Raw genomic sequence first — 12,854 nt, 5'->3', positions numbered from 1 at the left:
CTGGCGTTCGACGCCGCGGGCGTAACAACTTGACGCCTGTTCGAACGAGTGTTCGAATCAGGTATGCGTTGGAACGGTCAGGCAATCGATCATGACGACGGTGCGCTCCCTGGGCTCGAGCTGCCCGGGTTGCGCACCGCCGGGCTGCTGCGCACCGTCCGGTCGCCCGAGTTCGCGGGTGTGACCTTCCACGAGGTGCTGGCCAAGAGCGCCATGTCGAAGGTGCCGGCGGTATCGCAGATGCCGTTCAAGTGGACGGTCAACCCCTACCGCGGCTGCTCGCATGCCTGCACCTACTGCGTGGACCCGTCGACGCTCGTCCTGATGGCGGACGGCCGTCAGAAGCCCATCCGGGACGTCATGGTGGGTGACCGGATCGTCGGGACCGAGGCCGACGGCAGGTACCGGCGCTTTGTGGAGACCGAGGTTCAGGCGCGCTGGGGTACGACCAAGCACGCCTACCGCGTGACGCTCGAGGACGGTACGGAGCTCGTGGCCAGCGGTGATCACCGATTCCTCACGGAGCGCGGCTGGAAGTACGTCGCCCCGCTGCCGAAGGGCGACGGACAGCGCCCGTACCTGACGACCAACAACCGGCTCCAGGGCTTCGGGCTGGGGATGGTCACCGACGCCTACACCGCGCCGCCCGAGTCCGCCGACTACCGGAGTGGCTACCTCACGGGGATGATCCGAGGCGACGGGATGCTCTTCGACGGCACCTACCCCAGGAAGAGGGGCGGGACGACGCGGGTCACGATGTTCCGCCTGGCCCTGGCCGACGAGGAAGCCCTGACCCGCTCGCAGAGCTATCTCGCCGCGTCCGGTGTGGCGACCGACCGCCGTCCGTTCGCGCCCGCAACCGAGAAGCGGCGCGCGGTGGACGGCATCTTCACGGCCAAGCGAGCCAACTTCGCGGCGATCCACGAGATCATCGAGTGGCCCGACCAACCGAGCCGGGACTGGTACATCGGCTTTCTCGCTGGGATCTTCGACGCGGAGGGCGGCTGCGATGGTCAGATCCTGCGGATCTCCAACTCGGACGACCGGATGCTCACCACGACCATGAAGGCCATGGGCGTGCTCGGCATACCGCATGTCAGGGAGCCGGCCAACAAGATCGGTGTGGCCACGATCCGTGTCATCGGCGGGCTGTCCAGCCGGCGCCGGTTCTTCGCGCTCACCAACCCGGCGATCACCCGGAAGCTCAAGATCATCGGTGCTGCCGTCAAGACCTCCGTGTCGCTGCGGGTCGTCTCCATCGAGAGCCTCGGGGGCGACTCGGAGATGGTCGACATCACGACAGGAACCGGCGACTTCATCGCCAACGGCGTGATCAGCCACAACTGCTTCGCGCGCCCGACCCACGAATATCTGGATCTGGACTCCGGGCACGACTTCGACTCCCAGGTGGTCGTCAAGGTGAACGTCGACCAGGTGCTGCGCGCCGAGCTGGCCAAGCCTTCCTGGACCCACGAGGCCGTCGCGCTCGGCACCAACACCGACCCGTACCAGCGGGCCGAGGGCCGCTACAAGCTCATGCCAGGCATCATCTCGGCGCTCGCGGACTCGGGCACGCCGTTCTCGATCCTCACCAAGGGCACGCTCCTGCGGCGCGACCTGCCGCTGCTGACCCGGGCCGCCGAGACGGTCGACGTCGGTCTCGGGGTGTCGCTCGCGTTCGCCGACTCACCAGCCGGCAAGGAGCTGCAGCAGGCCGTCGAGCCCGGGACGCCGACGCCACGCGCGCGCCTCGACCTGATCCGCGCGATCCGGGCCGCTGGCCTGCCGTGCGGCGTCATGGTCGCGCCGGTCCTGCCGTGGCTCACCGACTCGCTCGCCCACCTCGAACGGCTCCTCGACGACCTCGTCGATGCGGGAGCAACCGGCGTCACCGTCCTGCCGCTGCATCTGCGGCCGGGCGCCCGGGAGTGGTACCTGGGCTGGCTCGAACGCGACCACCCGCACCTGGTGGAGGGCTACGGCCGGGTCTACGCGCGCGGCGCCTACGCGCACAAGGGGTACCGCGACTGGCTCTGGGAGCGGGTGCGGCCGCTGATCGCCGAGCGCGGGCTCGGGGGTGCGGCCATGCATCGCGCCCGGGCCGCCGGAGCGCACGAGGGCGGACAGCACGTGGAGGGCGACTACCCGCGTGGTGCGTTCAGCGGGGTGCGGGCCGACGGCACCGGTGCGGCGTCGTTGGTCGCGGACGTCGGGAGCGAGACCCTGTTCTGATGGAGCGCACGCGCCACGGCCTGCACACCGCACCGTGGCCCGCGGCGCTAGCGCGTGGCCATGCCCGAGCTCGTTCCGCATACCGTCGCGCCCGGCACTCTCGCCGGGATTCCGCGGCCCGCGTTCCCGCTCGGTGGCGGCATCGAGCTGCGCCCGTGGGCCGACGGCGACGCCCAGACTGTCATGTCGGCCCTGCACGCGGGCGTTCACCCGCACCGGAGGACCCACACGTCGTACCCTGACCTGCGGCGCTACCGTGTGGCCGTGACCGAGCTCGATCCTCAACCCTGTCCGGCCACGGTAGGCCGCGCCCTCGGCCAGCAGTCCAGAAAGGCACCACGATGACCACCGCCCCCGTCCCCGAGTGGCCCCGCATCGAGGCCGTGGCCCGGCCCGACGGCACTGGTGAGCTCACGATCGACGGCACCAGCTACCCGGTCCAGGCATCCACCGTCGAGGAAGCCCGGCTGGCGATCCTCGCGCGTATCGCCGACACCGCTGCCGAGCTCCAGCGCCCGGTGCGGGTGCTGGCCAGCGAGCCGGACGGGCAGTGGTCCCTGATCGTGCACCCCGACGGCCGCGTCCAGGCCGACGACGGCGTTCCGGCGGGCCCCGCGCCCAGCGCGCCGTCGCCTTCGGTCTTCGCACCGAGCACGGCAGGCGCGGGCGCGGGGGCAACCTCCGAGCTGCCCGCGACCGGCCCCGCCGACCCCGCCGTCGAGGACCCCACCGTCGAGGTGCCCGCCGTCGAGAAGCCCGACACCGACGCGTGGGCGCGCGCTGCCCGTCAGGCTCAGGCGACACCGATCTCGACCGGGCCTCAGGAGATCACCGACTCCGCTCCGGTCAACCAGCCGGCGTCCCGCGAGCTGCCCGACGACGACACGGTAGTACGAGCCCACGGTGAACTCGTCGAGGCCGCGCCCTTCGAGCTGCCCGACGACCAGACCGTCGCCCGCGCCCGCAGCGAAGCAGTGGTCGACGCGACGCCGCTGCTGGAGGTACCTGACGACATCACGTCCGTGCGAGCCCATGGCGAGGCCGTCGGCAGCGCGCCGGTCTTCGAGCTGCCCGACGACATCAAGCTCGTGCGAGCCCCTGGTGAGGAAGTCGGCACCGCACCGTTTCTCGAGCCGCCCGACGTCGACACCGTCGTGCGAACCCATGGCGAGGCAGTGGACGACGCGCCTGCTCCGGCCGAGCCGGTGGTCCCACGCCGGCGTCGTCCCGCGCTCCTCGCGGTCGCCGTCGCGGGGGCCGTGGTGCTGGTCGCTGCCGGGACGTTCGGCGTGGTCGCGCTGACCGGCAACCTTCCCGGGCCCGGACCGACCGCCCCCGTGGACGCGCTGCCCGGCGCGGGAGCGACCCTCCCCGTCCAGGCACCCCCCGGCTTTGACGGGACGGCGCTGTGGTCGGTCCCGGTCGGCGACGAACCGCAGATCCTGCTCACCCCTGACGGCGGAGTGCTTGCCGCGTCCGACGGGCAGGACACGTTCACGATCTTCGACCGGGCCACGGGAACCACTACCTGGGAAGGACAGGACCCCGTCTACGGCCTGCGCCTCTCCCAGATCGGCGGGGAACCCGTGCTGGCCGCCGACAGCCCAGGAACGCTGCACGTGTGGCCGCTGAAAGCCCCCGACCCTCTGAGGGTGGCGCCCACCACCATCGACCTCGGCAGCGAGGAGGCCGCGGTCACCTACGGCGGCCCGGCCCCGCTGATCGTGCTCCCGGACCAGAAAGTGGCCCTCCTGGACAAGAAGAGCGCCACGGTCACCCTGGAGGTGCCCGATGGTGCGACGCCGGTGGCCGCGACTGCCCAGCACGTCATCGCGGTCGGGCCTGGTGCCTGGTGGACCATTCCGCCTGACGGGGACCCGGTCCGGAAGGACCTGCCCCGGCCCAAGCAGGCGGTCGGCGACCCGACCGCGGCGATCGCGGTGGGCGGCAACCAGCTGGCCGTCGTCTGGCGGACGAAGGACTCGGCGAAGGACGTCCTGGCCCTGGTCGGCCTGGACCGCAACACGATCCGCGCGAGCGCCATGGTCCGCTCGTCCGCGTTCCCGCCCGACGCCGAACCCCTGCGGGACCGTGCGGGCTCTGCCCGGACGATCGGGCCGGTCCTCGTGGACGTCGGTCCCAAGCCCGTGGTCGCCGACCTCAAGGACATGACTCCCGAAGCGGTGTTCGGGCGGACCGTCTACGGCACCAGTCAGGGCAAGCCGATCGTCGCGACCGTGGGCCCCGACGGCGTCAAGCTCAAGGCCGCCAAGACCCCCGGCGAGACCCCCGGCGAGACCCCCGCCGAGACCCCCGCCGAGGCTGCACAGGTCGCGGCGGTGACGAAGAACATCGCGTTCGTCGTGGCACCGCAGGGCGACGAGACCATCCTGTACGCACTGCCCCGCACCAAGGCGAAGAACCCCTGACCGGACGAACTTTCGTGGCGCAGGTCGGATTCACCTGTTTCACTCGGCGCATGATCTTGCGCTCGACGGCGTCGCGCCGAGCACGCGCGACCCTGACCCCAGTCCTGTCCCTACTCTTCGTCGGCTCGCTGACCGTGGGTGCGGTGCCCGCCCAGTCGGCGACCGGAGCGGCACCGTCAGCCGCACCGTCTGCCGCCGACATCCCCTGGACCACGTGCGCGAACGAGGCCGCTGCCGCCTTCGACTGCGCCGAGATCGAGGTGCCCTCCGACTACGACGAGCCGCAGGGGCCCACCACTACCGTCGCGGTGACCCGCCTGCCCGCGCTGGACCAGGAGAACCGCATCGGCAGCGTCGTGGTCAACTTCGGCGGGCCCGGCGGGCCCGGCGTGGCGACCCTGCACGGGATCGGCGCGGGGCTCTTCGACGCGTCCGTCCGCGAGCGCTTCGACATCGTCAGCTTCGACCCGCGCGGCATCGGGATGTCCGATCCCACCACGTGCTTCCCCACGCTGGCGGACGAGCAGAAGTTCATGGCGTCGAGCCTGATCCTCCCGCAGGACGAGTCGGAGAACGCTCGGTTCGTCCGTGAGGCGGCGACGCTCGCCAGGGGCTGCACGATCTTCGGTGGCGACCGTCTGGCGACGGCGTCGACGGCCAACGTGGCCCGCGACATGGACGTGCTGCGGGAGCGGCTGGGCGAGGACACGCTCACCTACGTGGGCTACTCGTACGGCACGGTCCTTGGCGCGACGTACGGGAAGCTCTTCCCGGACAACGTGCGCGCGCTGGTGCTCGACGGCACGCTCGACCCCCGGGTGTGGACGGGAGACGCGAAGGGCAAGCTCTTCGGCGACCGGATCCGGCAGGCGGAGGGAGCCAGCGAGACCTACGCCGAGTTCGTGCGGCTGTGCACCGAGGCGGGCGAGCGATGCGCGCTCAACGCCCTGGGTGACCCCGCCGAGGTCGTCGAGGGTGTCTACGCGGCGCTGAAGGAGCAGCCCGTCGAGCTCCCGACGGGCCCAGGGACGACCATGACGTTCGGGTACGGCCACCTGGTGGGCCAGATGTTCTTCACGATGTGGGACTCGGCGGACTGGACGAACCAGGCGGCCTTCGTCGCGCAGCTCGCGCTCATGACGGGCGTGGCCCCGTCGGCGAGCACCGAGGCCAAGGGTTCCGGCCCGTCGATCAGCGAGCTGCTGCGCCGCCTCGGTGTCTCGGAGGACTATCAGTCCATCGGTGGCCAGGTCGGCCCCGTCTGCGCGGACGCCGACTTCCCGGGCCGCGTGTCGTCCTACCCGGGCAAGGTCGAGGCGCTCAACGAGCAGTACCCGCACTTCGGGCTGTTCCGCGGCTGGCTCGGCATCCAGTGCGAGTTCGTCCCCGTCGACGACGAGGACGCGTACGCCGGCCCGTGGGAGCAGACGACGCAGCAGCCGGTGCTCGTGATCGGGACCCGGTTCGACCCGGCCACGAGCTACCACTTCACCGCGCCGTACGCCTCCCTGTGGCCGGACGCCCGGATGCTCACCGTCGACGGCTGGGGGCACACGACGATCGGCAGGAGCAACTGCGCCGACGCGGCGATCGCGGAGTACCTCGTCACGCTCGAGGCCGAGGACGGCGCGGTCTGCGAGCAGGACCTCGTGCCGTTCGCGCCGGCCGGCTGACCGTCGTCTCCGCGAAGTAGAGCGCCTGTCCGGGTGTCCCTGGTAACAACAGGGGGACCCGGACAGGCGCTCTACTTCGTGGAAACGGCTCTCAGGCGCGCAGGGTCTCCAGGTGCTCGGCGATCCGGCCGATCGCCTCGGTGAGGACGTCGACGTCGGGCAGCGTCACGAGGCGGAAGTGGTCGGGCTCCGGCCAGTTGAAGCCGGTCCCGTGCGTGACCAGGATCTTCTTGTCGCGCAGCAGCCCGATGACGAAGGCCTCGTCGTCCTCGATCCGGTACACCTCAGGATCCAGCCGCGGGAAGCAGTACAGCGCCCCGCGCGGCCGCACCGACGTGACGCCCGGGATGGCGTTGAGCAGCTTGTCGGCGAGCATCGACTGCTCGTAGAACCGGCCGCCGGGCACGATGAACTGCTCGATCGACTGGTAGCCGCCCAGCGCCGTCTGGATGGCGTGCTGCGCGGGCACGTTGGCGCACATGCGCATGTTCGCGACGAGGGTGAGGCCCTCGAGGAAGTCCCTGGCCCGGTGCTTGGGGCCGGAGATCATGGCCCAGCCCGACCGGTAGCCGCAGACCCGGTACGCCTTCGACAGGCCGCTGAACGTGATGCACAGGACGTCGTCGGCGGCGAAGGTCGCGGTGTGGTGGTGCGTGGCGCCGTCGAACAGGATCTTCTCGTAGATCTCGTCGCTCAGGAGGATCAGGTCGTGCTTGCGGGCGAGCTCCGCGAGGCCCTTGACGGTCGACTCGCTGTAGACGGCGCCCGTCGGGTTGTTCGGGTTGATGACCACCAGCGCCCGGGTGGCGGGAGTGATCAGCGACTCGATGTTCTCCAGGTCGGGGTTCCACCCGTTGGACTCGTCGCAGAGGTAGTGCACCGGCCTGCCGCCCTGCAGGCTCACCGCCCCGGTCCACAGCGGGTAGTCCGGCGCGGGGATCAGCACCTCGTCGCCGTCGTCGATCAGTGCCTGCAGCACCAGGCTGATCATCTCGGAGACGCCGTTGCCGATGAAGACGTCGTCCACGCGCGTGTCGAGGCCGTGGGTCTGGTAGTAGTTCGCGACCGCCGTGCGTGCCGAGTAGATGCCCCGGCTGTCGCTGTACCCCTGTGCGTCGGGCAGGTGGTGGATCATGTCCGCCAGGATCGCCTCGGGCGCCTCGAACCCGAACGGCGCCGGGTTGCCGACGTTCAGCTTGAGGACCTTGTGACCCTCCGCCTCGAGCCGGTACGCCTCCTCGAGGATCGGACCCCGGACGTCGTAGCGGACGGACTTGAGCTTGCGGCTCTGCTTGATCTCTCGCACCGGCTCATGTTCTCAGACCGCACGGCCGGCGTCGTACGAAGTTCACCCGGGCAACCAGCTGGTTCCGGCCGGACAGGATCCACCGCGCCAGTAGCCTCCGGTCGGGCGGTGACGCCCCCAATACTCGAACACCCGGACAGGTAACTGATGGCCACCACACGTGACGCGGCACCGACCGCCGAATTCTTCGACCCCTGGGCACACCTGCCCGACGGCGCCGCGCTGCGAGCAGCCTGCGAGACGGGCGACCTCGCTTCGGCGCTCGCCGTCCTGCGCAGCCTCACCAGGGACGACGACCTCCTGGCCGCGCTCTGGACGATCGCTGGTCACGCGGTCGGCCAGGACGGCTCCCGGCTCACGGGGGCGATCGAGGCGGCCGACGACGGCACGCCGCTCGCGCGTACCCTGCGCGCGCTCAGGTACGTCACGGAGGGCTGGGAGGCACGGTCGCACGCCCGGGCGCAGTTCGTCTCCGCGGGCCAGTTCGAGCAGTTCCACGACTGGCTGCGCCGGGCCGAACGGATCCTGTTCGACGTGTGCTCGCAGCACCCCGGCTACCTGCCCGCCTGGGAAGCCCGGATCACGACGTCCCGCGGACTGAGCCTCGGGGTCGGTGAGACCCGTCGCCGGTACGACCGGCTGGCCGCTCTCGACCCGCAGGTGTTCTCCGCGCAGCAGGCCTGCCTCCAGCAGATCGTGCCCAAGTGGGGCGGCTCGTGGGAGCAGGCCTCGACGTTCGTCACGGAGTGCGCCGCACAGGCCGGACCGGGGTCGCTCGGCCACCTGCTCGTGGTCGACCTGGCGATCGAGCGCTGGGTCGACGGCGAGAAGACCGTCCCGCCGGCGATGGTCGACCGGGTTCGCCAGGCGGCGACGCAGTCGGTGTGGGACCCCCAGCACACGGCGAGCGCGGCCACGGCGACCGCCCACGCGAACCTCGCGATGTTCTTCTCGCTGGCAGGAGTGCCGGCGGATGCATGGCTGCATTTCGCCGCCGTCGGACAGGCGCCCGTCGAGGGCACGTGGGGGTACTACAACGGAGCCGAGCAGATGTACCGCACCCAGCGTGACGCCGCCGCCAAGGCCGCGGCGAAGGTGGCCGGCGGCCCTGCGGGCGCACGCGCATGACCGCCGTCCCGCTCCCGCTTCCCGACCTGTCCGAGTTCCCCGGCGTCACCCTCGCCGAGGCCGACGGCGTGCCGGTGCTCCTCGCGCCCCGCGAGGGCAACACCGGCGGCGGCATCATCTTCCGCGTCGGCTCGGCGCACGAGACGCTCGCCACCTCAGGCATCACCCACCTCATCGAGCACCTCGCCCTGCGCGACCAGGTCCTCAGCGAGGCGCACCTGAACGGCCAGACGCGCGCGGACGTCACCCTGTTCCACGTCGGCGGCTCCGCCACCGACGTCGTCACCTACCTGAACGACGTCTGCTCGGCGCTGCGCGCCCTGCCGATCGATCTCATCGACACCGAGAAGGACATCCTCCGCTCCGAGGCCGCTGGAAAGCACCGCGGCTTCGGCGCACGCCTCCGGATCAGCAGGCACGGCGCTCGCGGCTTCGGCCTGGCCGGGTACGGCGAGCGGGGCCTCGACCGGATCACTACCGACGAGGTGCTCGACTGGGCGGCCACGTGGTTCACGCGCGAGAACGCCGTCGCCTGGGTCACGGCGGACTCGCTGCCCGAGGGCCTCGACCTGAGGCTGCCGGCGGGCGAGCGGATGCCGCCGCCGGTCCTCACGGACGTGCTGGGGGCAGGCCCTGCCTACCTCACCGGCCTGGAGGACGGCGTCGCGCTCGACACCGTCGTGCCCCGCGGCACCGCCGCAGGCCTGACGACCCGCGTGCTCCGAGAGGTGCTGCACCGCGACCTGCGCGGCACCGCCGACATCGCGAGCACCATCGACGTCGACCACGACTTCCTCGACGCGCAGCACACGCGCCTGTCCGTGGTGGTCCAGGGCGCCGAGGGGCAGCAGGGCGCGGCCGCCGGGGGCCTGGCCGACGCGCTGAGCGGCCTGCGGTTCCACGTGACCGACGACGACCTGGCCGCTGCACGTGCGGGAGCCATCGAGGAACTGACCGAGGCCGCGGTGGCGCCCGCGGCGGACCTCCTTCCCGGGCTGGCCCACCGCATGGTCACCGGGCGCCCGCTCGACGGACCGGAGCGGATGCGGGAGCAGGTAGTGAGCGTCACGGCGGACGACATCAGGGCCGTCGCCCGCGAGGCCTGGGGGAACGCGCTGTGGTTCGGCCCGGTCGACATGGACTGGGCGGGGGTCAACCCCGCGGCCGGCTGGTCGGAGCAGCGCGCCGAGGGCCGTAGCTTCGCGCTGATCGACGTACCGGACATCTCGCTCGTGCTGGCGGCCGACGGCGTCGGGACGGTGAGCCCCCAGGGCGCCGTCACCGTCCGTTTCGAGGACTGCGTGCTGCTGGAGACCGTGCCCGACGGCGCCCGCGTGCTCACCGGGGCGGACGGGTTCCGGATAGTGATCGAGCCAACCCTGTACAGCCGACTGGATCCGGCGGTGGTCGCCGCGCACGTGGATTCCCGTGTGCCGCCGAACGTCGTGGTGCACCTGCCCGCGCGGGATCCGGACGACATCCCGGTGGCGCGGCCCCCGGCGAAGGAAATCGCTCCGCGCGTCAAGGCCGACGCCGGACCACGCTCCGTGCTTGCGACGGTCGGCCTCGTCCTCGGCCTCTGGGTGGCAGGCGTGGTAGTGCTCGGCGGCGGCCAGCTGCTCCTGCAGGAGGCCTTCGGCGCCAACATCCGACTGGGCTTCCTGCCCGTGCTCGCCCTCGGCTGGGCGACGTACGGCCTCATCAAGAAGCGACACCCGAAGGAAGGCCGATGACCACCGACGCGCAGACCCGCCCGCGCGAGCTGTACGCACACCGACCGGGGCGGGCGACGGGCGGGCTCGTGTTCCGGGTCGGGTACGCCGACGAGACCCTGCCCACCAGCGGCACCACCGCCCTCGTCGTCGCGCTCGCGCTCCGTGCGGTCGAGCGACCGGGGCTCGACGTCGCCGCCTCGGTGGGGCCCGCCGTGACCGAGGTGCGCGTGAGCGGTTCCGACGACCGGGTACGGACCACGCTGCGCGACCTGTCGCGCGCCCTGGCGGACCTGCCGGTGCGGCACCGCGGGACCGAGACCCGTGCGCTGCGGGAGCGCGCGGCCGACGGCGTCGCGCTGCCGCCCTGGCGACATGGGTTGCAGGGCTACGGCCTCGGGCCTGGCGAGTACACGGGCCTGTACCGGGCGACCGACGAGCACCTGCGGGCCTGGGCACGCGAGCGCTTCGCCGGTCCGAACGCCGTCGCCTGGTTCACCGGCGAGACGGCGCAGGACCTGGACCTTCCGCTGCCGGGAGCCGTCGGCCCGGCGGCGCTGCCGCCACCCGTCCACGGTCCGGAGCAGCCGCTTCCCGCCGATGCTCCGGCGGGCGGGGCCAGGGTCCTCTGGGACGCCCTCGTGCCGGACGTTCCGGCAGCCGCCGTGCTCGCGGAGGTCGCTCGACGGGCGCTGTTCAAGAACCTGCGCCACGACCGCGGCTGGACGTACGACGTGTCCACGTCGGTCGATGTCCTCGACGGCGAGCGGGTCACGCTGCAGATCGCCGCGGGGCTGCGTCCGGAGACGGCCGCGGCGGCGACGGGCGAGTTCCTCGACACCTGGGGGCGGCTCCGGTACGCCGTCGACGCGGACGAGCTGGAGGCAGCACGTGCACACCTCCTGGTCACGTTCGACGAACCGCACCAGGAAGCCTCCTGGCTGCCCGACGGCGCGGTCCGGACCCTGCTGGGCCGACCGGTCCCGACGCCGGCCGAGCGGCGCGCCGCGCTCGCCGCGGTGACCGCCGCCGACGTCGTCTCGCTCGCGCACCAGGCGTGGGACTCGGGGCTGCTGGTCGCGCCCGTCGGACAGGGCTGGGCGGGCACGTCGCTCGTCACCCGCGGGGCGGGCGAACCGGTCTCGGGCCGAGCCTTCGAGCGCATCGACGCCGACGCGACGGTAGTGGTCGGCGACGCGGGCGCCACGCTGCGCCACGGGCGGACACGGACCACTGTCCGGTTCGACGAGACCGCCGTGCTGCTGGCCCACCCGGACGGCGGCCGGCTCCTGGTCGGGCTGGACGGTGCACAGATACCGTTCGAACCGACCCTCCACGACGACCTGGGTGGGCCGCAGATCGCACAGCTCGTCGACCGGCACGTGCCCGATGAGCTGATGGTGCACGTGCCCCGCGAGGCCGCACCGGAACGGCCGGACAAGGACCAGATCAACCGGGCGGCACGGGCACGCGCCGACCGCGAGGTCGAGGAGGACGGGATCCTCCGGACCGCGGGAGCGGCGGCGGCCGGCACCGGCAGGGCAGCGCTCGAGATCGGCAAGCTCTTGGTCACGCTCGCCCTGATCCTCGTGCTGCTCGCCGCCTTCGGCGGCACGTTCCTGTCCGCCGTCGTCGTCCTCGGCGAGGTGGGTGGCCTGCTCGACGGGGACGGATCATGGCGCAAGGTCGCCCTCACCGTCGCGGCGGGTCTCGTCAGTGCCGGCGTGACCTGGCTTTCCTACCGGGCGGTCCTGCGGCTGGGCGGCGTCGACAAGGGCGACCCGAAGAACGACTGACGGCCGGCGGGCGGGTCAGCCCTCCGCGAGTCGCGCAGGGAACCCGCCCGTCGCGATCGGGCCCCAGCGCTCGATAGTGATCCGCACTATCGACTTGCCCTGCTCGACCATGGCCGCGCGGTACTCGTCCCAGTCGGGGTGCTCCTTGCCCGCGGCTGCGCGGAAGTAGTCGACCAGCGGCTCGACGGATTCGGGGACGTCCAGCACCTCGGCGGTGCCGTCGATCTGGACCCACGCCTCGTTGAAGCCCTCGCCCAGCGCCATGAACGACGCGGCGGGGCGCTTCCTCAGGTTCTTCACCTTGGCCCGCTCCGGGTACGTGGAGACGACGACGCGCCCCTGCGGGTCCACGCCGTAGGTGACGGGGCTGAGCTGCGGGGCGCCGTCGGCTCTGCTGGTCACGAGGATCCCGTTGCGGCGCGAGCGGAGGAACTCCAGCAGCTCGTCTCGGGTCACGGCGGTGTTGGTGGCGATAGTCCTGGGCATGAGCGCCAGGCTACGCCGGACCACCCACACCCCGGCCGACGGCGCCAAGGAGTTGCGGCGGTGACTAGAATTCGGAGACCTCACCCCCACGC

At 71.9% G+C, this 12,854-nt stretch carries 9 protein-coding genes; 7 read left to right on the top strand and 2 right to left on the bottom strand.

What is annotated here, in order from left to right; all coding sequences use genetic code 11:
• The first annotated feature begins 63 nt into the window (after positions 1–63).
• The 4 genes from AB0F70_RS01355 to AB0F70_RS01340 are packed head-to-tail and all read left to right on the top strand — an operon-like array spanning position 64 to position 6,334.
• Positions 64–2,232, top strand: a complete 2,169-nt coding sequence (locus AB0F70_RS01355) for an intein-containing Rv2578c family radical SAM protein (RefSeq protein ID WP_357442674.1) — start codon at positions 64–66, stop codon at positions 2,230–2,232.
• 60 nt (positions 2,233–2,292) lie between these two features.
• Positions 2,293–2,577 carry a hypothetical protein gene (locus AB0F70_RS01350; protein ID WP_357442672.1) on the top strand — a complete coding sequence of 95 codons (285 nt, stop codon included), beginning with the start codon at positions 2,293–2,295 and terminating at the stop codon, positions 2,575–2,577.
• On the top strand, positions 2,574–4,661 hold the full coding sequence (locus AB0F70_RS01345) for a hypothetical protein (protein WP_357442670.1): 2,088 nt from the start codon (positions 2,574–2,576) through the stop codon (positions 4,659–4,661). Before AB0F70_RS01350 ends, AB0F70_RS01345 begins: the two co-directional genes overlap by 4 nt.
• 50 nt (positions 4,662–4,711) lie before the next feature.
• Positions 4,712–6,334 (top strand): alpha/beta hydrolase, encoded by a 1,623-nt coding sequence (locus AB0F70_RS01340; protein ID WP_357442668.1) that lies wholly within the window; start codon positions 4,712–4,714, stop codon positions 6,332–6,334.
• 91 nt (positions 6,335–6,425) lie between these two features.
• Here the strand turns inward: AB0F70_RS01340 and AB0F70_RS01335 are convergent, their stop codons facing one another.
• Complete coding sequence (locus AB0F70_RS01335; protein WP_357442666.1) at positions 6,426–7,640, bottom strand: pyridoxal phosphate-dependent aminotransferase; 1,215 nt, start codon at positions 7,638–7,640, stop codon at positions 6,426–6,428.
• Positions 7,641–7,787: 147 nt separating this feature from the next.
• Here AB0F70_RS01335 and AB0F70_RS01330 point away from each other — a divergent pair, with 147 nt between their 5' ends.
• The 3 genes from AB0F70_RS01330 to AB0F70_RS01320 are packed head-to-tail and all read left to right on the top strand — an operon-like array spanning position 7,788 to position 12,276.
• Entirely contained in the window at positions 7,788–8,768 is a 981-nt protein-coding gene (locus AB0F70_RS01330; RefSeq protein WP_357442664.1) for a hypothetical protein, read from the top strand.
• The gene (locus AB0F70_RS01325; RefSeq protein ID WP_357442662.1) at positions 8,765–10,501 is read left to right on the top strand and encodes a hypothetical protein; all 1,737 of its coding nucleotides are present in this window, start codon (positions 8,765–8,767) and stop codon (positions 10,499–10,501) included. The genes AB0F70_RS01330 and AB0F70_RS01325 overlap by 4 nt, the downstream gene beginning before the upstream one ends.
• A complete protein-coding gene (locus AB0F70_RS01320; RefSeq protein WP_357442660.1) occupies positions 10,498–12,276 on the top strand; it encodes an insulinase family protein in 1,779 nt (592 codons plus the stop codon). The genes AB0F70_RS01325 and AB0F70_RS01320 overlap by 4 nt, the downstream gene beginning before the upstream one ends.
• Before the next feature lie 15 nt (positions 12,277–12,291).
• Here the strand turns inward: AB0F70_RS01320 and AB0F70_RS01315 are convergent, their stop codons facing one another.
• A complete protein-coding gene (locus AB0F70_RS01315) occupies positions 12,292–12,762 on the bottom strand; it encodes a PPOX class F420-dependent oxidoreductase (RefSeq protein ID WP_357442658.1) in 471 nt (156 codons plus the stop codon).
• Between the last annotated feature and the right edge of the window lie 92 nt (positions 12,763–12,854).

This window comes from Promicromonospora sp. NPDC023805 (assembly GCF_040639635.1).
In the GTDB taxonomy this organism is placed as follows: domain Bacteria; phylum Actinomycetota; class Actinomycetes; order Actinomycetales; family Cellulomonadaceae; genus Promicromonospora.
Note: the sequence above shows the minus strand (reverse complement) of the source record. Positions and strands in the feature narration are given on the sequence as shown.

Excerpts from the sequence above, each read along its gene's own strand:
- AB0F70_RS01355 (WP_357442674.1), top strand. The coding sequence starts at position 64 with ATGCGTTGGAACGGTCAGGCAATCGATCATGACGACGGTGCGCTCCCT.
- AB0F70_RS01350 (WP_357442672.1), top strand. The coding sequence starts at position 2,293 with ATGCCCGAGCTCGTTCCGCATACCGTCGCGCCCGGCACTCTCGCCGGG.
- AB0F70_RS01345 (WP_357442670.1), top strand. The coding sequence starts at position 2,574 with ATGACCACCGCCCCCGTCCCCGAGTGGCCCCGCATCGAGGCCGTGGCC.
- AB0F70_RS01340 (WP_357442668.1), top strand. The coding sequence starts at position 4,712 with ATGATCTTGCGCTCGACGGCGTCGCGCCGAGCACGCGCGACCCTGACC.
- AB0F70_RS01330 (WP_357442664.1), top strand. The coding sequence starts at position 7,788 with ATGGCCACCACACGTGACGCGGCACCGACCGCCGAATTCTTCGACCCC.
- AB0F70_RS01325 (WP_357442662.1), top strand. The coding sequence starts at position 8,765 with ATGACCGCCGTCCCGCTCCCGCTTCCCGACCTGTCCGAGTTCCCCGGC.
- AB0F70_RS01320 (WP_357442660.1), top strand. The coding sequence starts at position 10,498 with ATGACCACCGACGCGCAGACCCGCCCGCGCGAGCTGTACGCACACCGA.
- AB0F70_RS01315 (WP_357442658.1), bottom strand. The coding sequence starts at position 12,762 with ATGCCCAGGACTATCGCCACCAACACCGCCGTGACCCGAGACGAGCTG.